The 26,221-nt window shown below is 56.5% G+C and carries 23 protein-coding genes; 19 read left to right on the top strand and 4 right to left on the bottom strand.

From position 1 onward, the window contains the following. Positions 1-42: 42 nt before the first annotated feature. Both SADFL11_RS06920 and SADFL11_RS06915 read right to left on the bottom strand, forming a co-directional pair. Positions 43-387 carry a potassium channel family protein gene (locus SADFL11_RS06920; RefSeq protein ID WP_008190914.1) on the bottom strand — a complete coding sequence of 115 codons (345 nt, stop codon included), beginning with the start codon at positions 385-387 and terminating at the stop codon, positions 43-45. Between the two features lie 58 nt (positions 388-445). Beyond that, positions 446-1,438 (bottom strand): helix-turn-helix domain-containing protein, encoded by a 993-nt coding sequence (locus SADFL11_RS06915; protein WP_081450596.1) that lies wholly within the window; start codon positions 1,436-1,438, stop codon positions 446-448. Between the two features lie 707 nt (positions 1,439-2,145). On the opposite strand from SADFL11_RS06915, the gene SADFL11_RS06910 reads away from it, so the two are divergent. The 6 genes from SADFL11_RS06910 to SADFL11_RS06885 all read left to right on the top strand — a co-directional run bounded on the left by SADFL11_RS06910 (position 2,146) and on the right by SADFL11_RS06885 (position 9,336). Then, on the top strand, positions 2,146-2,952 hold the full coding sequence (locus SADFL11_RS06910; RefSeq protein ID WP_008189382.1) for a hypothetical protein: 807 nt from the start codon (positions 2,146-2,148) through the stop codon (positions 2,950-2,952). A gap of 38 nt (positions 2,953-2,990) precedes the next feature. Further along, on the top strand, positions 2,991-4,535 hold the full coding sequence (locus tag SADFL11_RS06905) for an amidohydrolase family protein (RefSeq protein WP_008193341.1): 1,545 nt from the start codon (positions 2,991-2,993) through the stop codon (positions 4,533-4,535). Positions 4,536-4,629: 94 nt separating this feature from the next. Next, positions 4,630-5,973, top strand: a complete 1,344-nt coding sequence (locus tag SADFL11_RS06900) for a metal-dependent hydrolase family protein (RefSeq protein WP_008190550.1) — start codon at positions 4,630-4,632, stop codon at positions 5,971-5,973. A 77-nt stretch (positions 5,974-6,050) separates the two neighbouring features. Beyond that, positions 6,051-7,388, top strand: coding sequence for a metal-dependent hydrolase family protein (locus SADFL11_RS06895; protein WP_008195508.1), 1,338 nt, complete (start codon positions 6,051-6,053; stop codon positions 7,386-7,388). A gap of 1 nt (position 7,389) precedes the next feature. After that, complete coding sequence (locus tag SADFL11_RS06890) at positions 7,390-8,961, top strand: HoxN/HupN/NixA family nickel/cobalt transporter (RefSeq protein ID WP_050776106.1); 1,572 nt, start codon at positions 7,390-7,392, stop codon at positions 8,959-8,961. A gap of 174 nt (positions 8,962-9,135) precedes the next feature. Beyond that, on the top strand, positions 9,136-9,336 hold the full coding sequence (locus SADFL11_RS06885; protein WP_008193999.1) for a hypothetical protein: 201 nt from the start codon (positions 9,136-9,138) through the stop codon (positions 9,334-9,336). A 45-nt stretch (positions 9,337-9,381) separates the two neighbouring features. Here the strand turns inward: SADFL11_RS06885 and SADFL11_RS06880 are convergent, their stop codons facing one another. Beyond that, the gene (locus tag SADFL11_RS06880; protein WP_008192239.1) at positions 9,382-12,027 is read right to left on the bottom strand and encodes an AsmA family protein; all 2,646 of its coding nucleotides are present in this window, start codon (positions 12,025-12,027) and stop codon (positions 9,382-9,384) included. A gap of 217 nt (positions 12,028-12,244) precedes the next feature. Between SADFL11_RS06880 and SADFL11_RS06875 the strand changes: the two genes are divergently transcribed. Further along, positions 12,245-13,246 carry a lipoprotein N-acyltransferase Lnb domain-containing protein gene (locus SADFL11_RS06875; protein ID WP_040451955.1) on the top strand — a complete coding sequence of 334 codons (1,002 nt, stop codon included), beginning with the start codon at positions 12,245-12,247 and terminating at the stop codon, positions 13,244-13,246. A 58-nt stretch (positions 13,247-13,304) separates the two neighbouring features. Here the strand turns inward: SADFL11_RS06875 and SADFL11_RS06870 are convergent, their stop codons facing one another. Continuing rightward, complete coding sequence (locus tag SADFL11_RS06870) at positions 13,305-13,592, bottom strand: hypothetical protein (RefSeq protein ID WP_040451957.1); 288 nt, start codon at positions 13,590-13,592, stop codon at positions 13,305-13,307. Positions 13,593-14,001: 409 nt separating this feature from the next. On the opposite strand from SADFL11_RS06870, the gene SADFL11_RS06865 reads away from it, so the two are divergent. From SADFL11_RS06865 to SADFL11_RS06810, 12 genes are all read left to right on the top strand, one after another. Beyond that, positions 14,002-15,128, top strand: a protein-coding gene (locus SADFL11_RS06865; RefSeq protein WP_085955879.1) for an IS3 family transposase whose coding sequence is annotated in 2 segments (ribosomal slippage) — positions 14,002-14,266 and positions 14,266-15,128 — 1,128 coding nt in all. Because the reading frame shifts where the segments join, the coding sequence is not laid out codon by codon here. Positions 15,129-15,189: 61 nt separating this feature from the next. Next, complete coding sequence (locus tag SADFL11_RS06860) at positions 15,190-16,113, top strand: formylglycine-generating enzyme family protein (protein WP_008196417.1); 924 nt, start codon at positions 15,190-15,192, stop codon at positions 16,111-16,113. 28 nt (positions 16,114-16,141) lie between these two features. Then, positions 16,142-16,384: a DUF3302 domain-containing protein gene (locus tag SADFL11_RS06855; RefSeq protein ID WP_008197043.1), complete on the top strand. Its 243-nt coding sequence runs from the start codon at positions 16,142-16,144 to the stop codon at positions 16,382-16,384. Next, positions 16,381-17,535 (top strand): HlyD family secretion protein, encoded by a 1,155-nt coding sequence (locus SADFL11_RS06850; RefSeq protein ID WP_008195809.1) that lies wholly within the window; start codon positions 16,381-16,383, stop codon positions 17,533-17,535. The genes SADFL11_RS06855 and SADFL11_RS06850 overlap by 4 nt, the downstream gene beginning before the upstream one ends. Before the next feature lie 372 nt (positions 17,536-17,907). After that, positions 17,908-19,737 carry a two-component system sensor histidine kinase NtrB gene (locus SADFL11_RS06845; RefSeq protein ID WP_008197384.1) on the top strand — a complete coding sequence of 610 codons (1,830 nt, stop codon included), beginning with the start codon at positions 17,908-17,910 and terminating at the stop codon, positions 19,735-19,737. Positions 19,738-19,742: 5 nt separating this feature from the next. Next, positions 19,743-20,345: a response regulator transcription factor gene (locus SADFL11_RS06840; RefSeq protein ID WP_008193991.1), complete on the top strand. Its 603-nt coding sequence runs from the start codon at positions 19,743-19,745 to the stop codon at positions 20,343-20,345. Positions 20,346-20,467: 122 nt separating this feature from the next. After that, positions 20,468-21,280: a transporter family protein gene (locus tag SADFL11_RS06835; protein WP_008190539.1), complete on the top strand. Its 813-nt coding sequence runs from the start codon at positions 20,468-20,470 to the stop codon at positions 21,278-21,280. A gap of 85 nt (positions 21,281-21,365) precedes the next feature. After that, on the top strand, positions 21,366-22,967 hold the full coding sequence (locus tag SADFL11_RS06830; protein WP_228198280.1) for an arylsulfatase: 1,602 nt from the start codon (positions 21,366-21,368) through the stop codon (positions 22,965-22,967). A gap of 61 nt (positions 22,968-23,028) precedes the next feature. After that, complete coding sequence (locus tag SADFL11_RS06825; protein ID WP_008193835.1) at positions 23,029-23,862, top strand: MORN repeat-containing protein; 834 nt, start codon at positions 23,029-23,031, stop codon at positions 23,860-23,862. Further along, complete coding sequence (locus tag SADFL11_RS06820; protein WP_134852934.1) at positions 23,859-24,323, top strand: peptidoglycan-binding domain-containing protein; 465 nt, start codon at positions 23,859-23,861, stop codon at positions 24,321-24,323. Before SADFL11_RS06825 ends, SADFL11_RS06820 begins: the two co-directional genes overlap by 4 nt. Positions 24,324-24,408: 85 nt before the next feature. Beyond that, a complete protein-coding gene (locus SADFL11_RS06815) occupies positions 24,409-24,729 on the top strand; it encodes a hypothetical protein (protein WP_008193534.1) in 321 nt (106 codons plus the stop codon). A 56-nt stretch (positions 24,730-24,785) separates the two neighbouring features. Next, positions 24,786-26,207, top strand: a complete 1,422-nt coding sequence (locus tag SADFL11_RS06810) for an MltF family protein (RefSeq protein ID WP_040451962.1) — start codon at positions 24,786-24,788, stop codon at positions 26,205-26,207. Positions 26,208-26,221 lie beyond the last annotated feature (14 nt).

Genomic DNA, 26,221 nt, shown 5'->3' with positions numbered 1-26,221 from the left:
GGCGTCATCGTTGTGGACAAGGAAGCGCGACGCCATGAAATATCAGTGTTGTCCTTTGTCTTCCTGCTTCTCGATATGGAGCAAGGCCCGGGCGAATTGCATGAACAGGTTGATGAACACCCCGACACCGACGAAAATGTAGAGCACCGTGAACATTTTGCCGAAGTCGGTCCGGGGAGCGAAGTCGGCGCTGCCGACCGTGGAAACGGTCACCGCGCAGAAATAGAGCGAATCCACCCAGGACCAGCCTTCCACCTGACGGTAGAACAGTGTACCTGAGAACAGGATCAGGACTGCAAGCGCGAGACCTGTCTTGAACCTTGGAACATGCCAGGATTTCAGGATTGCCCTGATGAGGCGAATGACACTCGTCGCAAAAGCAAACACGTTTGGGATCTCCGTTCCGGCACCAGGCTCCAAGGGGAAACGAGCCGGGGCCGTTTGTTTATCTGGTCTGGTTTGCCCGCGCCATTGTTTCGCTCGGCAGCTCATCAAACATATCTCGGTACTGTTCCGCAAAGCGCCCACTTTTCATATAGCCCAGAGAAAGCGCCACGTCCTTGATGCTTTTTGGCGGATTGCGATCATCGAGGAGCAGTCTTCTTGCCTCGCTCAATCTCGCGCTCTGGAGATATTTGTAAGGGGAGGTGCCAAGCACCTCGTCAAAGACGGCATGCAGCCGAGAGTATTCTAACTTTGCCACCCGGCACAGATCGGCGGTGCTCAGATTGGCGCAGCCGTTCAGATCTATAAACTCCGACACGCAGCGCAATGACTTCAAAGAAGACCTTTGACCCATGCGTCCCTTGAGTTCGGGGAACACGCAAGGCGCCAGCACACCGGCGATCATCGCATAAAGATCGGCTTCAAGGGCTGCCGGCATTGTGACTTGGCCGTATTGCCGTGTGGTGTAATCCGGTGTCGAAAGCACCTTGCAAAGGCTCTGCCGGAAGAATTGATCTATGGCTGCGGGCAGTTTCACCACGGCGTCATCCAGGGCAATATCCTCGGTATCGACGCCCAGCAGGCTTGCACAGGTCGCGATGAGGCGTTGGCGGCGCAGGCCAATGGTGATGGAGTCGCGCTGGCGCGCGGAAGATATGAACCCATTCGGCCCCTGGAACAGATAAAGATGCCCTGTCTCGCATTCATGGCCATTCAGCAAATACTCCCGCGCCCAACTCAGCGGATAGATTATCGTGATCCAGTCTGGCGAGGTCAGTCTTTCCGCCGTGACGAGCGGTAATGTCGAGATTCGGATGATGACCGACTCGCGACCCGTGGCCAGAATGTATTTCAAGGCATCCTTGCCAGGTTCAAGCTGTACGACCCGCTCATGCAAAATGGGCATTTTCGCTGAATGTTGTACGAGGCGCTGATCCTCAATCCACTGGGAGGTCAAACCTCTGTTTGTGCTGGCGTTCTCTCGTCCGGTCATGGAGCGCTCCTCTGTCAATTTGCGTAGAGGCGGAGGAATCGGGCCTCGATTTTCCCATAGTATTAGTTCAAAAACGTGCCGAGAAAATTAGGCCTTTATTACAGTCTTGTCGCGTTTTTATTGCGGCAATCAGCATGTTATCAAAATTTCGGGAAAAGTAGATTTATTCGATGAGTTAATATTATTTAGATTTTGTAAAAGCGAAAATAATAAACAGTAATATTCGAAAAATAAAATAAATCAGATTTTTTATTGTGCTTTTATTTGTTGATTTGTTTTGGAGTCGAGCTTTTTGTAGCTGACGGTTTTGCTTTGGGCCTGCGAGACGACTTGCCCAAAAGACTGCGTGATGCAATTTGCGTCGTTGAAACAAATCAATCGAGTCGTGGAAGGCTGACTTAGCGGCAGCTTCCGGTTCGGGTGATGAGCGGCATGGAGATGCTTTCAAATGGCACGACACTCTCGGCGCAGAACTGGCTTGGTCATTGATACCGTTTTGCTCACTGTGGATCGCCGTTGCAGCTGCGCAGGATACCGGCAGGAAAAACCGGAGGTGTCACAGCCGTTATCAGGTTCCACTGCCGGCCTGATGAGTTTTCCAGTGACTGCCTCGGTCTGGGCGGCCCGGGAAGTGGGATGCTGTCCAAGGTAGTATTGCATTAGCCCAATTATTGGGCTCGAATAGCTTCGAAGCAAGGGAAGATATAATGTACTTCAAACACCTTATTCTTGCGGGCGCGGTATTTGCCCTTGCGACGGGCCCGTCAATGGCAGACGAAGATGTGGCAAAACAGCTGAACAACCCGGTCGCCAATCTGATTAGTTTTCCGATCCAGAGCAGTTTCGATTTTCGTGTCGGGCCCAATGACGGTTGGCGCGCGACAACCAACATCCAGCCTGTTGTTCCGTTCAGCTTGAATGCAGACTGGAACCTGATCAGCCGGACAATCGTTCCTGTTGTTTACCAGAATGGCGTTATTCCAGGCCAAGGAGCACAGTTCGGCCTGAGCGACACAGCTCAAAGTCTGTTTTTATCCCCCGCCGCGCCGATGCCGACATCTTTGGGAAACTTGATTGTTGGAGCTGGTCCGATAGCGGCCATTCCGACCTCGACAGATGAATATCTGGGCGCGGGAACCTTGGGGTTCGGTCCAACCGGGGTCGTACTTTTTCAAAAAGGTCCATGGACCTATGGCGGTCTTGCAAATCACCTGTGGGGCGCTGTTGAAACACGCAGCAACGCGCCGGACCTGAACGCGACTTTCCTGCAGCCATTCGTTGCCTACACAACGTCGGATGCCTGGACCTTTTCGATTAACTCGGAGCTGACCTACAATTGGGCCGAGAGTGAACTGAGTGGCCCGGTCAATGTGGGGGTCTCCAAACTCCTCAGTGTCGGTGATCAGCTCGTGCAGTTGCAAGGCCGGGCGCGGTATTGGGCCGCTGAAACGGACTCCAGCCCCGAGGGCCTCGGTTTCGGCCTGACCGCAACCTTCGTCTTTCCAACCAAATAGATATTCACCGGCCGTAATCCGGAACAGGAGGAACAAAAATGCAGGTAGTGAAAAACACGACTTTCTTGGCCGCATTGGCATTGTCCGTCACTTGTGCAGACCTTCCCGCCTTGGCCCAGTCTTTCGATATCGTGATTGAAAACGGCCGGGTGATGGATCCGGATACGGGCTTCGACCAGATTGCCAATGTCGGCATCAACAACGGCTTTATCACGGAAATCTCGACCGAGGCGCTGGAAGGTGCTCGGGTGATCGACGCCACCGGCCATGTCGTGGCCCCGGGTTTCATCGACTATCACAGCCACGGGCAGGAGCCTTACGCCTTCCGGCTTTATGCGCGGGACGGCGTCACGACCCCGCTCGATCTCGAACTCGGCGCTCACGGAGTTGATGACTTCTACGCCTACTGGGAGAACGAAACCGCAATCCTGAACTACGGCACGTCGGCCTCGCACGCCTTCTCACGAATCGCGGTACTCGACGGCGTCGATCCCGGACGCAGCCCGATTTACAATGGTGCGCTCGGCGCTGCGATGCAGGACGGTGCACTGTTCAAGACCAAGGTCTACGACCCGATGGATGAGCCGCTCATCCTGGAAGCCGTCGAGAACGGCCTGAAGCGGGGCGCGATCGGCATCTCCTACCCGCTGGGATACTATACAGTAGTGGGTTCGCCTGAGGTGATGGCCGTTACCGGGCTGGCGAAGAAGTATGATGTCCCGATCACGGTTCACGTCCGCTATCTGTCGCAGATCCCGCCCAGCGGGTACCTCGGGCTCGAGGAAATGCTGACCGTTGCCCGGACCCAGGACGTCCCGATGCTGATGCATCACGTCCCCAGCAACTGCCTCGGCCTGACCGGCAAGTGCCTCGATCTGATCGAGGCGGCGCAGGCGCAGGGCCAGAACGTCATCGGGGAATTCTACCCCTACCAATACGCCGGAACCTATGTCGACGCCGACTACAACCGACCCGGCTATCAGGACCGGCTTGGCGTCACGGCGTCCGACTACGTCGTCACCGAAACCGGGCAGTCCCTGACCGACGAAGAGTTCGACCGGCTGCGCACCGAGGCACCCACGACGGGCCTGCTGATGTACACGATGAAGCAGGAGTATATCGACGAGGCATTCTCGCGCCCGACGACAATCGTCGGCTCGGACGCGATGCCGTATCTCTTCGAGGACGGCTACACTGGCGACTGGGACAAGCCCTACGGCGCAGGCAACGGCCACGCCCGCGGCGCCGGCACCCATGCGCGTATCCTTCGGATGGCGCGCGAGAACGACGGCATCTCGCTTATGACCGCGCTGTCGAAGATGACTTATCAGCCCGCGGTCTTCCTCGAGGACCACGTGCCCCAGATGAAGATCCGCGGACGCCTGCAGGAAGGCTCGGCGGCCGACATCACCATCTTCGACCCCGAGACCGTGACGGACAACGCCACTGCGAAGATCGGCGAGAATTCGCTGCCCTCTACCGGCATCCCTTTCGTCATAGTCAACGGTCAGGTCGTGGTCGACAACTCCGTGGTCCAGCGCGTTGATGCTGGTGTCGCGATCCGCAATCCAGTTGTGCAATGATGGTCTTTGGATCTGCCTGCTGAGGGAGCGACCTGCGTTCGTTCGCGCTAGCTGTCTCAATTTTTCAAGAATAAAATGGAGAAAGGCCCCATCGATGAAAAAAATGCTTTCCACAGTAATTGGCGGCGCCCTCGTCTGCGCAGCCAGCGCTGCAACCGCCCAAAATACGACGCCGGACAGCCCGATCCTGTTCACCAATGTCGATGTCTTCGACGGCGTGAATGAAGCGCTGATGGAAGATGTCAACGTCGTTGTGACTGGCAACAAGATCTCGGCGATCTCGTCAGAGGAGCTCGTAGTTGCGGGCGGACGGGTGATCGACGGCACGGACCATACGCTGATGCCCGGTATCATCGACAGTCACACCCACCTGATGTTCTCCGGCGTCACCTTCCCCGAGATCCTGTTCCAGCGACAGAGCTACACCACTATCCAGAGCACGCTTATGGCGCGTGATACTTTGATGAACGGTGTCACGACTGTACGCGACATGGCGGGGGACGTCTTTGGCCTGAAGCGGGCGATCGATGACGGCTCTATTCCCGGACCGCGGGTCTATCCGTCCGGTGCCATGATCTCGCAGACCAGCGGGCACGGCGATTTCCGGCTGCCTGCGCAGGATAACCCAATGTTCGGCGGCGCACGCCCTGTGTCGGACCAAAAGGGCCACGGGGCGCAGGTTGACGGGGTCCCGCAGATACTGGCCGCGACGCGCGAACAACTTCGTCTGGGCGCCTCACAAGTCAAGCTGGCTATCGGTGGCTCGGTCAGCGGGATCAACGATCCGCTCGACACGACACAGTTCCTGCTGGAGGAAATTCAGGCGGCCGTTGCAGCGGCTGAGAACTGGGGCACCTACGTGACCGTCCATGGCTACACGACCCGCGCGGTCAACCAGGCGATCGACGGCGGCGTGAAGTCGATCGAGCACGGCCAGCTTCTGGACCGTCCCACACTGGAGCGCATGGCTGCCGAAGGCGTCTGGCTGAGCATCCAACCCTTTACGATCTGTAGTGAAGCCGGGCTCACCGAAGCGCAGAATGCAAAGCAGGCAATCGTCTGTCAGGGCACCGGTCAGGTTTATGAATGGATCAAGGAACTGCCAGACCTGAAAGTTGTGCATGGCACCGACATCTTCATCAGCCCGGGTCCTGGCATCGGTGTCAGCGAGGAAGTCGAACAGATGGAGCGTCTGCTTGACTGGTTCACGCCTTACGAAATTCTGAAGATGTCTACCGGCAACGCCACCGAACTGCTGCAGTTGTCTGGTCCGCGCAATCCTTATCCCGGTGTGCTGGGCCGTGTCGAGGAAGACGCATTGGCAGATCTTCTGCTCGTGGAGGGCAATCCGCTGGAGGATATCAAAAAGGTCACGAACCGCGACAATATCAAGATCATCATGAAGGATGGCAAAATCTACAAGAACACGCTTCCCTAAGGCTTGAACAGATCTGGCTGTCCGGTTGTGAGGGCGGTTAATACTCTATGATACGAAAAATCCTAGGAGGAGACCCCATGAAGACCTTAATTTGCACCGCCGTTGCTGGCGTGCTTGCCTGCGCCACTGGGGTGGCTTTTGCGCAGGGCGGCACGTCGGATGGTCCGATTCTGTTCACTAATGTCGACGTGTTCGATGGGGTGACGCTGGAACTGAGGCAAGACGTCAACGTTGTGGTCACCGGCAACAAGATCACGCAGATTACCGCCGACGACATAGCCGTGGCCGGTGGGCAGGTGATCGACGGTGACGGGTACACGCTGATGCCCGGGCTGATGGATACGCACACGCATATGTCGATGGTGTCGATTCCCGTGGCGCGGTTGTTTAACGACCATCCAGGTTATGCCTTCATCCGGTCGACGGTTGATGCCGAAGACATGCTGATGCGCGGTGTAACCACGGTGCGCGACATGGGCGGCAACGTGTTTGCGCTTGCGGCAGCGATCGACGAAGGCCTCGTGCCGGGGCCGCGGATCTACCCGTCTGGTCGTTTTGTCGGCCAGACGTCCGGTCACTACGATTTCCGCGCCAGGTCCGATACACACCGCGTCTTCTCCGGTACCGAACCGACCTCTGACCGTCTCGGCTATAGCTTCCTTGCCGATGGTGTTCCACAGGTGCTTTCGGCGGTGCGGGAAAACCTGCGGCTCGGAGCGTCACAGATCAAGATTGCGGCCGGTGGAGGCTATGCCTCGCCCACCGATCCGCTCCTGTCGACCCAATACACTTTCGAAGAGATGAAGGCCGCAGCGGATGCCGCTGCCGACTTTGGTACCTATGTGACTATGCACGCCTACACGCCGGAATCCATCAATCGTGCAATCGACGCCGGGATCAAGGATGTCGGCCACGGTCAACTTCTCGACAAGGCAACACTGGAGCGGATGGCTGCAGAAGGGGTCTATCTAAGCACGCAGCCCTTTACCGTCTGCAACGAGCCCCAGCTCGACGATTTCTCGAACGAAAAACTGGCGATTGTCTGCAAGGCTACCGCCGAGATGTACCAGATGGCCAAGGAAATCCCGGACCTGAAGGTCACCTACGGCACGGACATGTTCAACCTCCCTGACCCCTCGGATCAGATCAAGCAGATGGAACGGCTCCTGCCCTGGTTCGAGCCAGGCGAGATCCTGAAGATGGCCACCGGCAACGTGACGGGACTTCTCGCGATGAGCGGTATGAAGAACCCGTATCCAGACGGTCCGATTGGAGTGATCGAGGAAGGTGCTTATGCGGACATCCTGTTGGTCGACGGCAATCCTCTGGAGACGCTGGACGCGGTGACCGACACCGACAACCTCAAGATCATCATGAAGGACGGCAAGATTTACAAGAACACGCTGGAGAACTGAGATGAGACTTGTCAGCGCTGTTTTGGCCACGGTGATTGCTATTCTGATCACACCAATCGCTCCGCCGGCTGCGGCGGGGCAATTGGCCACTTGGTCCTCACTGGCACCGACGGTTGAACCCTATGACGATCCGTTCGCCGAGATGCCCTCCAAACAGATCTCTGATCTGCGCACTGTACTCCGTGCCGACTTGGCCGACGCCGCGGGTAACTTTGACACAGATCTGGCCGAAGCGGCAAAAGCCGCGCGGCTTCGGCTTGAGGAAGCAGGCCTCGACATCGAGCATCTGTTTACGCAGCGCGAAATTATCATGCAGCGGCGAGAGAATGAGACGCTCGGCGTCACCACGACGCATCTCGACAAGACTATCATCATGGACGGGTACGTTTTGCCGCTGCGTGCGGAGGGCGGGATGATTGTCGAGTTCCTGCTGGTGCCCTGGGTTGGGGCTTGCATACACACGCCTCCGCCGGCCCCAAACCAGATTGTCCATGTTAACTACCCCGAAGGTTTCGAGGTGACTGGCATGTTCACGCCGGTCCGTCTCGAGGGGCGCCTCACGCATCGCCCGTCGGAATACGATCTATTTCTTGTCGATGGCACGCGTCGCATTCCAGCATCCTATGCGATGGAGCAAGCCACTATCGGCGGAACACCGGGCGAGATCGTTGCCTCTGAGACGGCGGCTGCCGATCTGTCGTGGTTCGCGGCGGCACAGGCCAAGATCACGAATGTCTTCACCGCAGCGATGACGAACATGGAACAAGGCCGGTCTGCGGGCACTGTCGGCCTCGCGCTGCTGATTGCCTTCGCCTATGGCGCACTGCACACGCTGGGGCCCGGGCATGGCAAGGCCGTTGTCATTTCCTACTTTATTGGGGCGGGCGGCAGCTTGCGCCGCGGAGTCGCCATGGGGGTTCAGATCGCCGTAATGCACGTTTTGTCTGCGATTGTGATCGTGTTCCTGCTCGATTTCGCGGTAAGACAGGCGACCGGCGCGGCACCTTCGGACTATCGCATGATCCGAATGGCGAGCTATGCGCTGATCGTTGCCATCGGTGCGGTCATGCTCTGGCGTTCGCTCGCCGCCGTCCGGGTCCGCCGAACGACCGAAATGGCAGGTGACACCCACCACCATCATCATCATCACGATGATCACGCCCATGCCGGCTGCGCGGCCTGCTCTGCTGCGCAAAACACGGCCCGCGGCGGCAAGTGGATCGCGGCTGCTGTTGGCATCGTGCCGTGCACCGGTGCTTTGATCGTCATGCTCTTCGGTCTTGCAAATGATCTGCTGATCCCGGCAATCATGATGGTTCTGGCTATCTCTGCGGGCATGGCGGTTACTATGTCGGCCATCGGCGTTGCTGCGATCTGGGGGCGCAACTGGGCTGAAACGCGCGTTGCGACAAACCCACAGCGGCGGTTCCGTTTTGAGGCCGGTGCGCGGATCGCGGCGGCAGCTTGCGTGCTTCTGATAGGTGCCACACTCTTTGCAGGGACGGCGATGTACGATCCCGGGGAGAGGCCTGAGCAAGGACTGCAACTTGTTCAATCGACCGTTCCGAAATAGCCGAACTATGGGCACACATCCGTGAATTCCACCCCATCTGGGTCAGCGGCGATGTCGAGGCGGAGACGAGACATTCAACGGTGACTTATTCAGACGGGCAAGGCAAAGTCGAAGCCGGCTATGTGATCGAGGCTTCTTCTGTCGAACCTTATTCGAACTGACCTGGAGGCATCGATGAACACCAGGGATTCCCTTGTTGCAGCTATTTTTCTCGCGGCTCTCCTGGGCATGATCGTCATGGTGCTCAATGTGCCCGTGGGGATCGACCCGAAGAGATTTGGCGCGCTTGTCTTTGGCGCAATTCTGATCTTTGGCGCACTCAACCTGGTCCTGGTATTGCTGGAGGCCCGCAAAAACAGGAAGGACCGGACGTAGCAACTGGACACTGTCCATGAGGGGCCTGTTGGGGGGGGCGTGGCATCATTTCGGGCCACCCGTTTTTGGCAGAACGCAAGGTTTCGCGGTTTCATCGACCGGGCCGGTTCCCTGAAAGATCTTGCCCAGCAGGCTGAGCGGCATGGAGAGCACCTCGCCGATGGCGCGGCCGGCACCGGCATCCCTGACGGTGAGTTTCGGTTTGCCGATCGGTCCCTCCAGCTCGAAGGGAGAGACGATTTCGACCAGTTGTTTGCGTTTCGGGCGTGGCAGGAAACCGAGTTTCAGGGTATCGGCCTTCAGATTGACCTGTCCCGAGCCGACGACTTGAACATCCTCGGTTTCCAGAATGAGCGTCTCAGTCGTGGCTGTGCCGTTCTTGAACTGGAACGGCAACACGGCGCAGACCAGTTTCGAGGTCTTCCCGCTGCCGCCGGTCGAGAGCCAGGTGACCAGATTGAGCCCAGAGAGATCAAGGAGGCGGTTAGGCAGCACACCACCCCAGAGCGAGCCGGAGACCTTTCCGGAGAGCGTCTTGCCGAGAGTGCGCGCTGAAGCGCCTGATCCGGAAACATCGAAGCTCAGATAGGCAGTGCTGTTGAAATCCGTCGCCTGGCCCAGTTCCCTCAGCAACTGGCCGAACCTGAATTTCTCAACCCGCCCGCTGGCGGAGAGGTTGACCGGCGCGCTGGAAAGATCCGCGCCGAAGTCGCCGTTGATGGTGCCGCCAAGATAGGAAAGAGACAGCGGTGCAAGCGCGATCCGGTTCTTTTCATAGGTCAGTTTGCCTTTGACATCGCCTGCCTTCTTGCCTCCTGAGACGAGCTGCTTGATCAGAAGGTCGAGTTCCGCCCGAAGGGTTTTCTCAATTGGGACTGTGATTTCCACATCGGGTTTTTTGAAGGATATGCCGTTTCCTGCAAGTTCTACCGGGCCTTGAAAGTCGGTAAAATCGAGCTTGTCGGAGACAATCGTCCCGCCGAGGAGCCAGTTGCCGGCGGTGTCCGGTTCGCTCAGGGAAAGATCTGCTTTCAATTGAGACTTGCCCGAGATCATGTCCCCGCTCATGGCCAGGACACTATCGGACAATGACACGCGTCCGTTGAAATCGACCGGCTGGAGGCCGGGTCTGTCTGGCCCGCCTATCGCGGACAAAAACGGCGGAAAATCAGGCACGGAAAAAGAGACTTCAAAAGCAAGCTCATCGATGCGCCGGAACTCCGGCACCGAAAGTTCATAGGTGAGGGCAAACAGATCCGTTCCGGACACTTGCCCGGTCAGATCCTTCAATCCGAATTGGCCATTGAAATTGTCCAGGGAAAGGCTTCCGGTGAGGGTGCCCAGATCCTCCCCCGATTGCCCCACAGGCACAAAAAGGCTGGTGGTCGGGAAAGCATAGGTTCCGGTGAGTTGTATTTGTCTGAGATCGACAAGGTCTCCAATTTCCCCGGAAAGGGCAAGATTGGGGGCATCTCTTGGCCCGTTCTTTATCGCCAATCCGATCAATCCAACCGTGCCATCGGCGTTCTTGACGATCCTTTCGGCCGAAATCGGGCCGATTTCATCAAGATCAAGGATAGCGGCGCTTGTCTTGATCTTGCCGTCCAGCAATTCAACCTGTTGAAAGGATCCGCGCAGGCGTCCTGCCACACCCGTCAAGCTGAGCGCGAGGGCCGCGTCGGTGTCCTGATCCGGCGGAGGACCGAGGTCGACGGAAAAGGTCAGGTCGATCGCTTCGTCCTTTGCCGCCGGAACAACGTCTCCCATAACGGTGAGACGGGTTCCCGACGCGGCGTTCAGGCTCAGCGTCAAGTCGTTTTGCCGGAGTTCGTTGACCGGCCCTTTAAGCTTGGCTTTGTATGCGCCCGTCGCCTCGATAGCGCTCTCGATGTTGAATGCCGAGAGCAAAGCGTCAAGCGAATTGGTCTCGGTCGTCACCAATCCGTCGAATTGCGCGATCGGGTTTGAATAATCAGCAACGCCCGTAAGGGAAGCCGAGAAGGCTGGGCTGGTTGTGTGGAGGGCGACATCTGCCTTCAGCAAAGCATCCGTGGTGACGGACTTTCGGATGCTGCCGCTCAAGGTCATGGGGGTTTCGTTCAAAAAAGCGCGCATGGTCAGCGACGAAGCTTCCCGGGAGTCAGGCGTTTCCACCTTCAGCTCTTCGATGAATATCTTTTCATTCCAGCCGTTTTCCGCGTCGCTATAGGTGAAGGCAGCGTTCGCAAATTTGATATTCTCGTAAAACGGGTTTGCGAGCAGCCCTGTGACCAGCGTTTCCGGGAATCCTGTCTCTTCTTCTGATAGGGGTTGTGCAGAGCGCGCAAAATCGAAAGAAATACCGGAGATTTCAAAATTTGAGACGCCTCCGGTTTGCCCCAGCAAAAGGCCATATGGAGCGTCGAAGGCAATTTGCTCAAATGCGCGGCGATCGGCAGAAGCATCTTCACCGTTATAAGAGGCGAAATACGCCTCGGAAATCGAAATGCCGATCGCGTTCCCGAGGTCAAGCGATACGTTCCCTCGGACATCGACCGGCTGCCCAAGTTTTTCGGCCAAAATGCGTTCAACCACAGCTTGCCTTGCGGGAAGCCCCGGCCGTGTGAAAAGAACAGCCCCTGCAAGCAGGACAGCAACACCGAAAAAGCCAATGATCGTGAGGTATTTACGCTTTGGTAGCCCGGTAGCCATACGTCACGCCATCTGTCCCGTTGTGTTCGTGCTCGAATGAAGCCTATCAAATCGAAGCAGGACCGTGTTCCTATTGTTAAGCGAGGCAGGTAATTTTTGGACTGCTCGAGCCTGTGACAGCTTGGACGAGGCAAAAGTGTTAGCCGTGCCGGTTGGCGGTCAAAAGACTGTAAGTCGCGCTGGCTAGATTGACACCTAATGAAGGGATTGGGGAAACGTGTTTGCAACGCTCTTTCGGGTCATGCTCGGGCTAAGTGTGCTGCTTGCAGCCCTTTATGCGAGTGCGGCGAGCTATTACTGGCTGGGCTGGCCCGACGCCGTTCGCATCGGGCTTGCGATCTTCATCACGCCGGTTATTGCAATTGCCTGGTTCCTGCCGGGTGACAGGGGTATTTGGCGGCGAAGCGTATCGATCATTGCCCTGGCGGTCTTCTTTATTGCCTATGCGGGTAAGACACCCTATCCGCAGACATTTGTCCCTCTACATGCAAAGGTCGCTGGCGTTGCCTTTGACGGAAGCCGTGTGACTATCACCAACTTTCGGGACGCGGTGCATCCGATCGGTGCACCGGCGGAGCCACGATGGATCACCAGAAGCTTTGATCTTGCAGACCTTGTCGGCGCCCAATTCGTGCTCCAACCCTTTGGCAACTCGCTGGCAACCGTTCACGTGATGACCAGTTTTGAGTTTGCCGACGGAGACCATCTGGCCGTCTCATTCGAGGCACGCCGAACGAGCTGGGACAAGTTCGATCCGCTGGCGGGTTTTTTCCGGCATGATCAGCTCTACGCTGTTCTGGGCACAGAACGCGATCTCTTTTGGAAACGTCTGGCCCATGTTCCGCCAAACGATCTATATGTGTTCGAGATCACGCGGTCAGATGCCGAAATCAGGGCCTATTTGCGCAGGCTGCTCGAATTTGCGAGCAGCCTCCAAGAGCAGCCTCAGTTCTATTCCACGATTTCGGAGAGCTGTTTCACCACCTTGCTGAACCTTATGCCGAGGCTTGAAAAGGTTGTGCCGTGGTACGATCTGCGGCGCTGGGTGCCCGGGGCGTCGGTAGGCCTGTTTCAGGAGCTGGGGCTTGTCGATTCATCCGTGCCGACAGAACAACTCGTCATCCGGCAAAAACTCGTAAACGGCGTCCGCCCGCCCTGGGAATTCGCGACGTCAAATGAATGGAGCGACCACTTCCGGTCGAAAATCGGAGCGCCATGACAGGAAGCGTCGCGATGGAAGCGCAGATGCTCGGGCGCCCGTTTTGGGCGATCAGCTTTCACCTTTTCCGGATCTCTCCGGAATGACGGTCATGGTCGGGTATGCGAAGGACGAGAGCCTGAATTGCCGGCCGGATCGCGCATGTGACAACCTCATTGAGAGATATCCGGATGTGCCGGCAAACAAAGGCGAGGAGCCAGACCGCCGCTCCAGTCAGGCTATTGCGGAGCAGAAACATCGCAAGCAAGAGCAGTGCACTGAGACCGAGTGCGCTGCCGTCCAGGCCAAGCGCCCAGTTTTCCAGCTGCTCAACCATGTTTGCGAGAATATTGCGCAACGCCTGCATCGTCTCGCCTCCTGCAACGGTGAATGCCTAGCGTAGTAACATTAATTGTTTCGTGAAATGGGATGGTGCTGGATAGACTGGGCCTGCTTATGCGACCTAAAACTCGGGTCGATCGGATAGACTGGGCAACCCGAGCGCTTCGACGCTTGCTTCGTCGGAAATTTGCTCCCATTCGGTTATTCGTCGAGATCGCAAAAAGTGGCTGCTTCCCGCCCAACATTGCCGTCACTGTGCCTAAAAAAATGTGGTTTGTGGATCGGATGGGCGCAATTCTATGTGCCGGGAATGGTGCAGGCTCTTTGGCTGCAGCCATACGTGGAACGCTCTAAAAGCCGCGCGGTTGTGGATTAGCCCCCTGAAAGTGGTCCACCAACTGGGATAGATTATCCCACAAATTGGAGGATCAGCGATGGCTGGGAAAAGAGAGAAGCCGGAAGAGATTGTATCGAAGCTTCGGCAAGTTGAAGTGCTGCAAGGACAAGGCGCAACGATTGCCGAAGCGGTTCGACAGATCGGCGTGACGCAGCAGACGTTCTATCGGTGGCGCAAGCTCTATGGTGGGATGCAGCGGTCACAGCTCACGCGACTGAAAGAACTGGAGAAAGAGAACCAGCGGCTTCGACGTGCGGTATCTGATCTGACTTTGGACAAACTCATCTTGAGCGAAGCAGCGAAGGGAAACTTTTGAGCCCTTCGCGTCGTCGTAAATGCATCCGCCATGTGCGGCAGGAACTGGGCGTGTCTGAGCGCCGGGCCTGCCGCGCGCTTGGTCAGCATCGATCCACACAACGTAAGGTGCCACGAGGCCGAGCCGATGAAGAGCGGCTGACCGATGACATCATCGAATTAGCGGACAAATATGGGCGCTATGGGTATCGCATGGTGACGGGTTTGCTGAACAATGCGGGCTGGAGTGTGAATCACAAGCGTGTCGAACGTATCTGGCGGCGCGAAGGGCTGAAAGTCCCACAGAAACAGAAGAAGAAAGGTCGGCTTTGGCTGAATGACGGGTCATGCGTGCGTCTCAGGCCAGAGCGCCCAAACCATGTTTGGTCCTACGACTTTGTCCAGGATCGCACGGCTGATGGCCGAGTATATCGGACGCTCAACATCATCGATGAATATACAAGGGAGGCCCTGATGATCCGCGTTGATCGTAAGCTCAACTCCACGGACGTGCTGGATGCGCTGACAGATTTGTTCATCTTGCGCGGTCCTCCGCAATACATAAGGTCGGACAATGGCCCTGAGTTTATTGCCGAGAAAGTACGCGACTGGATCGCCGCCGTCGGGGCCAAGGCAGCCTACATCGAACCAGGTTCGCCCTGGGAGAACGGGTACTGCGAAAGCTTCAATGCACGGTTCAGGGACGAGCTGTTAAACGGTGAGCTGTTCTACAGCCTACGAGAGGCGCAAATCCTTATCGAGAAGTGGCGCATTCACTACAACACCGTCAGGCCGCACAGCGCCTTGGGATATCGTCCCCCAGCGCCAGAAAGCATCGTTCCGATAGACCAGAGACCGACGATGCACTAAAAATTAATCCGGACCACCCAATGGGGGCACACCAGTTGCGGCCAGTGTTCCTATTGGAGCAATGGTTGCGCTTGCCGAAAGTCACGGATTTGCGGGCCTTGAAGGTGGAACCTTCGCAATGGGGTCGGGCGAGCACTACCGGGAAGAGGCGCCTGTCCGCCAGGTCACCTTGCAGCCGTTTTCCATTCAAAAGACGGAAGTGACAAACGCAAAGTTCGCAGCGTTTGTGGAAGAGACCGGTTATGTAACGACGGCCGAGAAGGATCTGGATCAATCGGACTACCCGGGTCTTCCCCCGGACCTTCTGAAGGCCGGTTCGATGGTGTTTGCCCAGCCAAAAGATGCTGTTGCGCTGAATGACATCAATCTTTGGTGGCGTTACGTCCCGGGTGCTCAATGGCGGCATCCCCGTGGTCCCGAAAGCTCGATAGAAGGGCTTGAAGACCATCCCGTCGTTCAGGTGTCGATCGAGGATGCAAAGGCTTATGCGGCCTGGGCAGGCGGCCGCCTTCCGACAGAGGCTGAGTGGGAGTTTGCGGCGCGCGGCGGACTGGATGGTGCCCAGTTCTCCTGGGGCGAGGATTACGATCCATCGGAAGGCTGGAAGGCAAACACCTGGCAGGGCGTCTTTCCAAGTATCGACACCGCAGATGACGGTCATCATGGCAGTGCGCCCGTCGGTTCATATGCGTCCAACGGGTATGGATTATACGACATGGCCGGAAACGTCTGGGAATACGTGTCCGACTGGTGGATCCCTGGCCATCCGACCAAGGATCAAACCAACCCGGGCGGCCCGTCCAAGACGCTCGCAGAGCAGTTTGCCAATTCGGCTGTTGGCGCCCGGCATGTGGTCAAGGGCGGTTCCTGGCTCTGCGCACCCTCGTACTGTTTTCGTTACCGTCCCTCCGCGCGGCAGCCGGCGGAGCGGAGTCTTGGCTCCAATCACATCGGTTTCCGGATCGCGCGTGATGGTGTGAACTAACTAACTGGAGGCAGTTTTGGATCCTCTCATGATTTTTGCGCTGATCGTGCTGCTGGTGTTGCTGGCAACCTTGATCGGTGGATGGCTGTTTCTTGCTGTCTGGCCTGGAAAAATCGCAAAAAGGCGTGGGCACCGGCGCGCGGAGGCCGTGACGATGTGCGGCTATTGGGGGGCGCTTACGCTGGGTCTCTTAATGCCAATTGCCTTCATCTGGGCCTACACAGACGGTGAAGAGCCTTCCCGAAACAGCGGTGCGGAGGGCGACACATGATTGTTTTCCTGACCCTTTGTTATTGCGCTGTTCTGTTCGGCCTTATCAAGGCCGGTGTCATCCGGCTCACCCCCTTCTGGAAGGCCTCTCCGGTTCTCTGGCTGGTCTTGCTGCTGGTTGTTCTGTTCATACCGATGCAATGGGGCGCCCCCAGCGGACCCATCCGCTCCTATACGTCCGTCATCGAAATTGTACCCAACGTGTCTGGGCAAGTGACCGATGTGCCGGTTCAACCCCTGATGCTGGTGGAAGAAGGGACGGTCCTTTTCAAGATTGATCCAGAACCGTTCGAAGCGGCAGTTTCCCGCAGCCGGGCCGCGCTTGCGGAAGCAAAACAAGCGGTCCCGCAACTTGAAGCAAGTTTTGGGGCTGCCGAAGCGTCGGTTTCTGAGGCTGTGGCAAATCGGGACCGGGCCAAGGACGAATTCGACCGGCTGCGCACCGCAAACGAGAATGCGACAGCTTTGGGCCGGCAAAGCACGCCATTTTCGGAAAGCGATGTTGAACAGCTTCGGCTCACTTATCTTGCGTCCGAAGCCTCGCTGACCCGTGCCGAAGCGACAGCGGAGCAGGCGCGTCTGGCCTTTACCTCTGAAATCGATGGTCAAAACACAACGGTTGCGCGCCTTGAAGCAGATCTCCGCCGGGCGGAGTTCGATTTGCGCGAAACTGTCGTCAGAGCGCCAGCAGATGGGTATGTCCTCGCATTGACCTTGCGTCCGGGTCAAAGGGTCAGCAACCTGCCGCTCAGATCCTGGATGGCATTTGCGCCGGTGGCAACCGGCCGTGTTGTTGCCTCCATCCCGCAGACGCGTGTCCGGTTCATTGAACCGAACCAGCCAGCTGAAGTTACGTTTGCCTACCTTCCTGGCAAGGTGTTTGCCGCGCAGGTGGAGTCACTTGTGAGGATCACCGCAGCGGGCCAGTTGCCGCCAAACGGAATCCTTCCTTCCCTTTCCCCGCATCACGGACCGAACGAAACAATGGGCGTGGTGCTTAAGATAGACGACAGTGGCGGCGGGTTTGCAGAGATGCCCGGCGGGATCGGCGGGACCGCTGCGATCTATACACAAACGGCAGGAGCAACACATTTGATCCGCAAGGTGATGATCCGAATGGATGCCTGGCTCAACTATGTCAGGCCGAACTGACAGAACTCCTGGTCCCAAAAAGCGGTCGTTCGGTGCACGTGCGATGGACATCCGCTTCGGGCCGGGTTTTTGACGCTAAAGCAAATTCGGCAATCCGGGAAACAACGGTCCGTGACCGTTATTCTTTTTCTCGGTCACGAATGTCTGCTAGTCGAAATTTTCGGAAGTTTTGTCGGTCAAATCGGCGGTGGACCTATGCCAGGCAACTCATATTTTTGCCAGAGTTCCGTTTAGTTCACCAGCATTGGACATGACAGCAAAAATAGACATACCGGCCGACAACAGTGATTGTCCCTATCGTCATCGAAATGTAGTGATTAGCTATCGCGCGATAAGCAGTTTTCGAAAAACGGTCAGGAGCAGACACGACACATGAGCCTCATTACGATTGCATGGTCTTTCGTTTCGGCGATCGGCGTGACGGTGTTTTTCGTCCAGCTGGTCCTATGGCGGGCACACAAGGGCAATCTGGCACCTTTGTTGGCAGCTACCATGGCGTTGTCTGCTGCCGGTGGCGCAATCTGCGAACTTGTCATGGCAAAGGCGGCGTCCGTTCGCGTCTTTGAAATAGCCATCCTTCTCAACAACGTGATGGTTTTTTTTCTCGTCATACCAATGGTCTGGTTCGTTCGTTTGCGGCTTGGAACCGGCCCCATATGGCTCGCGGGTGCCATCACTGTGCTCTGGATTATTGGTCTTGGCGTCAACTTGTTCTTGCCGGGAGACCTGACCTTCAGCTCCATCGAAAGTTTGCAAAAACGTCCAACCTTCTGGGGTGAGACCTTCAACACTCCGGTGGGCACTGCCAACCCATTCCGGATCGTCAGTGAAGTCGCAACTTTGCTGATAATTATGTTTACAGGCTGGGCCACGATTGCAGCATTTCGAGACGGCCTACGGTTTCATGCGTTGCGGACGGGCGGGCCCGTTCTGTTTTTCATCCTTGCCGCCGGTATTCATACGGTGTTTGTCGACCTGGGAATGGTTGGCACACCTTATATGATCTCTTGGGCGTTCATGGCGATCGCGATCGCTCTCGGATCCGAAATCGTCGGTGATGCGGTATCGGCCGCAAGGCTTCACACGCAACTTCAGCAAAGCGAATCCCGATGGCAGGCGCTGTTTGACAATGTCGATCTCGGGGTCATCGGGGTTTCGGCAGAGGGGCGCATCACCTTTGCGAACCGGTCCATGCTCTCTTTGCTCGGCCGAGCGGACTGCGACGTTGTTGGCCAGCCATTGGAAAATTTTGTTCCCCCTGCGCTCCGGGGCGAGTTGGCGTCGCGCATCTCAACGGCAAGGCAGGTCGGACCGAGGGCCCGGACGGACTATCCTTTGCTCGACGCGGAGGGGAAAAGTAAAGATGTCGTTTGGTCTTTGGTGGCGATTCGTGATCATGACGAAACGATCACAGATTTCATGGCGATCTGCGATGATGTGACGGCGGCTCGGAGGACAGAAAATGATCTCAACGAAACACGGCGAACGATTGAAAAACTTGATCGCTCAGCGGCATTGGCCGAGATCACGGCGGGCATAGCACATGAACTCAATCAACCTCTTGCGGGTATTTTGAGCAACGCTCAAGCCGCCCGCCGAATTCTCCCGAACTCACCAACTCCAATAAAGGATCTCGCGGAAATTCTAGATGATATCATCTATGACAACAAGCGAGCCCGGGACATCATCATCGGGTTGCGCCAACTTCTGTCGCCCCAGGTTGGGTCCATGTGCCCGGTTGCAATGGCTGCGGTTATTGAGGATATCCGGAGGCTTCTTTCCAGTGAAATGACAACACGAGGCATTTCGTTGGCCATTGAGGACATGCGGATTGTTCCGATGGTGCAAGCCAACAAGGTTCAGATCGAGCAAGTGTTTTTGAACTTGATCCTCAACGCAGCACATTTGCTGATGGATGATGGGTCCGAAGAACCCAAAATCGAAATTCGGTGGCGCGTTCGAGGTAAAAAACTGGCGGTTTATGTCATTGATAACGGGCCCGGCATTAACCCGGCCATGCGCAAAGCCATTCTACAGCCAGGCGTTACAACCCGGAAAGACGGATTGGGCATGGGGCTAACAATAGTCAAAAGAATTATCGAGAGCCACGGCGGGAAGATTGGCTTTACCAGCCGGGCTGACCGGGGCACTGTCTTCCGGTTCACTGTACCTTTGTCGCAAGACGAACCGGGTGAGGTCTGAGGCCTATGTACAAGGTCTGCATTGTAGATGACGATCCCTCCACCTGCCGGGCCTTGCGCCGATTGCTCGATGCGGCCGGATATCAAACGACCACGCATCAGTCAGCCACTGAGTATCTCGCCGCACCTGCAACAGCTACACCGGATTGTCTGTTGCTTGATATCCATATGCCGGAGTTGGACGGCTTGAGCTTGCAGACAAAACTGAATGAGACCGGAGACGCACCTCCGATTGTCTTTCTTACCGGTCGCGGCGATGTCCCGATGTCGGTTCAGGCGATGCGGGCCGGCGCTGCAGATTTCCTGCTGAAGCCAGTGGATGAGGATGATCTCTTTGCTGCCATCCAGAGGGCGGTGACGGAGCGAAAAAAGGACCTGCCGCCGTCCAACGCTGATGAGGAGAAGTTGCGAGCGCACTTGGCGCTTTTGACACCGCGGGAAGACGAAGTCCTCGACGTGATGTTGACGGGTGCACTCAATAAGGAAATCGCCGCCAAGCTTGGAATCGCAGAGCGGACAGTGAAAATGCACCGTGCGCGTTTAATGCGGAAACTCGATGCCAAAACTCTGCTTGATTTGGCACCGTACATTCCCTTCAAGCAAAACTAAGTTTTTGATAAAGTTATAATTACAGAGATGAGAGAAACTACGTAGCACCTGAGGACAGCTAGTCAACGGAGCACGCCCGCGTCAATCTTCGAGAAGCGCAAATAGCAAGGTGTGGCGGGCAAATGCTGAAGATACTGACGAGAGCGGCTGCGGCCTTGTGTCTTTTGACATATACGGCGCAGGCGCAAGACGGATCCGACGATCTCGCGGCGAAGACGCAAAATCCGATTGCGTCGATGATCAGTGTTCCTTTTGAGAACACGTTCGACTTTGGTGCTGGGAACGGCAATGCCTGGATCATGAACGTGCAGCCGGTGATCCCGGTGACCGTTGGCGACTGGAACCTCGTCAGCCGAGTGATTGCACCGATCGCAGACGCACCGGGCGGCGTTCAAACGCCAGGCAATCCGAATTCGATCGGCTCGGGGCGGGCGTTTGGTCTTGGGGACATCAATTATTCTCTATTCGTTTCTCCAGCCGAAGCCGGACGTTTCATCTGGGGTGTTGGTCCATCTGTGACCCTTCCGACCGCCACCGATTCGCGTCTTGGTTCGGCAAAGCTGTCAATGGGGCCAACCGCCGTGGTGCTGACCCAGCCAAAACCTTGGTCGCTCGGAATTCTCGCGCGCCAGCTCTGGTCGGTCGCCGGGCCGGACGGGCGTGCTGACGTCAATCAGTTCATGGTTCAGCCCTTCGTGAACTACAATTTCGGCGACGGCTGGTACGCATTTACAGATCCACCGATCACGGCCAACTGGGAGGCCGCATCAGATCAGATGTGGACCGTTCCGGCCGGCGGCGGTCTCGGAAAGATTTTCAAGATGGGCAACCAGCCGATGAACGTACGTGCTGGTGCCTTTGCCAATGTGATCAAGCCCGATGCGGCACCGGATTGGTACGCCAAGCTGACGGTGCAGTTCCTGTTTCCAAAATAGTCCCGATCGGGCAATGCGACTGTTTAGTTTTCTTGTTTCTCTAAGAGGGAGGTTGCCGAACATGAAGGCGCTCAAACACTTGACCATGGCCTGTGCCCTGGCACTGCCAGGGGCGCTGCCAGCGCTCGCACAGGACACCAAACCAAACATTTTGATGATCATGGCCGATGATGTCGGTATCAGCAATGTGAGTGCCTACAGCCGCGGCATGGCGGGGTACAAAACGCCTAACATCGACCGCATCGCAAGCGGTGGAGCGTTATTTACCGACTACTATGCAGAGCAAAGCTGCACGGCTGGGAGATCTGCATTTATCACCGGCCAGTCTCCGATCCGAACGGGCTTGACAAAAGTTGGCTTCCCGGGCGCATCGATCGGTCTGCAAGCGGAAGACCCAACACTCGCAAAGATGCTAAAGCCGCTCGGATACGTGAGCGGGCAGTTCGGCAAAAACCACTTGGGGGACCGCAATGAGTTCCTGCCAACTGTCCACGGGTTCGACGAATTCTTTGGCAACCTCTATCACTTGAACGCGGAAGAAGAGCCGGAAAACCCGGATTATCCTTCGGATCCAGCCTTCCGCGCCGAGTTTGGCCCGCGCGGTGTTCTCGATTGTAAAGCCAGTGATACGGTAAGCGATATAGATGATGCCCGCTTTGGTCCGATGGGCATGCAGGTATGTGAAGACACCGGCCCTTTGACGCAGGAGCGCATGAAGACGGCTGATGAGGAATTCGTAGGCCGGGCGATGGAGTTTATTCGCTCGAACACAGAAGACGGCAAGCCCTGGTTCACTTGGCTGAGCACGTCACGGATGCATTTTTACACCCACCTCAAAGAAGAGAGCCAAGGTGTAACCGGTCTTGGCGTGTTCGCAGACGGAATGGTAGAGCATGACGGTCATGTCGGCCAGGTGCTCGACCTTCTCGATGAACTCGGGATCGCTGAGAACACGATCGTTCTCTACACAGCCGATAACGGTCCGCATTACAATGAATGGCCTGACGGCGGTCTGAGCCCGTTTCGCGGTGAAAAGAATACCAACTGGGAAGGCGGCTACCGCGTACCCATGCTGGTGCGTTGGCCAGGTCAAATTCCAGACGGCGTGGTGATCAACCCAACAACGTCTGCCCTCGATTGGGTGCCGACTCTCATGGCGGCAGCTGGGGATCCTGACATCAAGCAAAAATTGATGGACGGAACGACGCTGAACGACCGAGAATATAAAGTGCACCTCGACGGGTTCAACCTCTTGCCAAATTTGACCGGAGAAGCGGCTCGTAGCCTGCCGATCCTGACGGAAGATGCCGTAAGGGACGCCGGATGGGGACGGCAAGCCTTCTTCTACTGGAACGATGGCGGTCAACTGGTAGCCCTGCGCTACGACGACTGGAAGCTGGTCTTCAAGGAGCAACGTGCAAAAACCTTTGACGTGTGGACTGAGCCTTTTGTCTCCCTACGTATCCCGAAAATCTTCAATCTTCGCACGGACATGTACGAACGAGCTGACACCGATTCAAACAACTACAATCGGTGGTGGATCAAGAGGATTTTTGCGCTGGTTCCAGCACAGAAGTTCGTCTCCGACTACATCGCCACGTTTGAGGAGTTTCCGCCTCGTCAGAAGCCCGCGAAATTCAATGTCGACGACGCAGTGCAGGCGCTCGCCAACGCAGGCAACAACTGATGAAGAAGCGGCGCCTTGGAAACTGGGCGCCGTTTTTTTCGGGACTTAGAGGGTAGGAACGATGCTGAGAACTCTTTTCTCCATGACCGCGGTTGCAATGATGGCCCTGCCGGGCCTGTCGCAAGCCGCACAAGACCATTGGGCCCAGGACCCCGTTACCGGCTGTGAGATTTGGTCCGACACGCCGACAGAGACCGTGATCGCCACCTGGTCCGGTGCCTGCGCCAATGGCAAGGCATCGGGGATTGGGACGCTGGTTTGGGTTGAGGACGGGGCGCTTGTTGGCACCTACAACGGCGCGATGCTCGGTGGAAAACTGAATGGTCCGGGGATCATGCAATTCAACGCCGAAGACGGGCAAGGGTTTGACCGTTTGGAAGCTGTGTTCATCGACGGTGAACCAACGGGCCCCGGATCGACGCTTTCTGCAAATGGAGATCGGTTCCAGGGCACATTTACCGGAGGTGCGATGGACGGGTTTGGAAGTCTGACAGATGCTGCCGGCAACGTTTATGAAGGCACGTTCAAAGCTGGGCAGCCAGACGGATTTGGCTATCTGAAAGGCGTTGATGGGGAAACCTATCTGGGCGAGTTGGCCGCGGGTGTCTTTGAGGGAGAGGGGCTCCTTCTTCACGCCAACGGCGAGTTCTATGCAGGGGGCTTCAAGACGGGCCTGGCCGACGGTATCGGACGGTATGAGGACAACACCGGTGGCATCTATGCCGGGCAATTCAGCGGCGGCAAGCCGAATGGTATCGGCAATTACCTGACACCCGATGGCACCGCTATCCAGGGACGGTTTGTCGATCAAAAACCGGACGGCATGGTTCTGGTCACAGCGCCCGACGGCACCCAGACGGTTGAAACCTGGGCAAACGGGGAGAAGATGCAATGATAACCGGCGTTCAAAGAACTCGCTCCGTAACTCGGCTCCATATTGCAGTCTGTGCCCTATCTGTGGCGCTGCTCACGCCTGCGCCTGCACTGGCCGATCCGTTTAAAAGTGGCGTGATTGGCGGGATTGGCGGGCTTGCCATTGGCGGCATTATTGGAGGTGGCCGCGGTGCGGCCGTTGGCGCTCTGGTGGGCGGCGTTGGCGGTGCAATCGTCGGCGCCAATGACCAAAAGCGTCAACAACGTGAATTGCGGCGCCCTGCGGCGCCTGTGTCCGCGTCCAGTCCGCTCGTTTCCGGGATTCAAGGGGCACTCGCTGCAAAGGGATACGATCCGGGCGCTGTTGATGGACGCATGGGTCCCGGGACGGCTCAGGCCATCAGCGCCTATCAGCAGGCCAACGGCTTGTTGGTCACCGGTCAGCCCTCACAGGCGCTTTTGGATCATATGCGGGGCGGATGACCCGTGTGCTTCGGTCCTGTTCACAAGCAGGCGAGGTCATGAAGGCTCGTTGCCCCCGGCACCTATCATTTGGAGGACACCGATCTTGTACCGTTGGAATATTGAAGATCTGAGGGTTCATCTGGTCATTGGAGCGCTTGCATTCCTGGCACTCCCTCCATCAATCGGCCATGCCCAACGGGCGCCGGACACAAACTCCATGACATGTGAGGCTGCGCAGAATTACACGAAATCGCAGGGACGGGCCAATTTTAAGACTGGAAACCAGGCCTTCGAGCAGGTCGTTGCCAGCGTTGAACAATGCGTTGATCCACAAGTTGCTCTGATCCCGGTTACAGCGCCAACAAAAGACAACAAGAGTTGCGTCGTCGGTTACGAATGTGTGCGCCAGCGAGGTGGCCGATAAACACCCTTCGGCGATTGAACGGAAGTCCGCAGGATAAGCTTTGTGGGAGGAACGATATGATACTTCGCTGTCTCTTTGCAGGTATGATTGCCGTAGCAAGCATCGCTCCAGCGCAGGCATTGGAGCGCGCTGAAAAAATGATCCGCGCCGTTCAAGAGCCTTTCCTTGGCGATTTTGACGAGATGAAACAGGACAAGATTGTCCGTGCACTCATTTCGTATTCCCTAACGGATTACTTCATTTCAGATGGCGAGGAACATGGCCTCGCAGTGGAATTTCTGCGCGCCTTTGACACCCACATCAACAAGGGCATCAAGAACGAAACGGACAAGATCGCTGTCGTACTCATTCCGACGAGACGGGATCGTTTGTTGCCCGATCTGGTCGAGGGAAAGGGCGACGTGGTTGTTGCCAACCTAACGGTGACACCGGAACGTCTGGAAACTGTCGACTTTGGAGATCCACTCCACACCGGTGTGAACGAAGTCCTTGTCACAGCAGTAGAAGACAAGAAACCAACGTCTGTCGAAGACTTTGCAGGTATGGAAATTCATATCCGGGCCTCTTCCAGTTATTTTGAGAGCTTGGTGCAATTGAATGAGGCGTTAGCGGCAAAGAATCTTGAGCAAGTGGAAATTATCGAAGTCTCGGAGTTTTTTGAAGACGAAGACCTTCTGGAAATGGTCGATACAGGTTTGATCAAGGCTACTGTCGTCGACGACTATACCGCGGCCCTATGGGCACCGGTTTTCAAGAACCTTGTCGTGCACGAGACCGCCCCTTTGCGAGAAGATGCAGAGATTGCCTGGGCCATCCGCAAGGACAGTCCCTTAATGAAGGCCGAGGTCGACGGCTTCATGAAAACTGCGAAAGTCGGCACGGAACTCGGCAACATTCTGACGAAACGCTATTTTTCAGACACAAACAGGATCGTGAACCCGAAGATCGAAGCGTACCAGGAGAAACTGGAACAGCTAATGGTCCTCTTTGATGAAATGGGCAAGAAATACAACATTGACCCTTATCTGTTGGCGGCGCAGGCGTTCCAGGAATCCCGGTTTAACAACAATGCCAAAAGCCATGCAGGCGCCGTGGGTATCATGCAGCTCTTGCCATCCACTGCAAAAGACAAAAGCGTCAACATCAAGAATTTTCGGGATCTTGAAGGCAACATAGAGGCAGGTGCAAAATACAATCGGTTCGTTGCAGACACCTACTTTCCCGACGCAGATATCCCGGAATTCCAAAAGATCCTGTTCGTTCTTGCGTCCTACAATGCTGGACCAAACCGTGTTGCCAGGGTCCGCAAGAAAGCAAGTGACCCCAACACCTGGTTCGACAGCGTCGAATGGGAAGTTGCCAAGGCAGCGGGTGTTGAACCGATAAAATACGTCAAGAACATCTACACCTACTATGTCGCGTTCAAGGAGTTTGCAGCGTTTGATGAAGCGCGTGCGAAACTGGCGGACGAACAGTAAACGCGGCTTGGCAA

It is taken from the genome of Roseibium alexandrii DFL-11, assembly GCF_000158095.2.
GTDB classification, from domain to species: Bacteria; Pseudomonadota; Alphaproteobacteria; order Rhizobiales; family Stappiaceae; genus Roseibium; species Roseibium alexandrii.
This window is presented reverse-complemented; position numbering and strand designations above follow the sequence as displayed.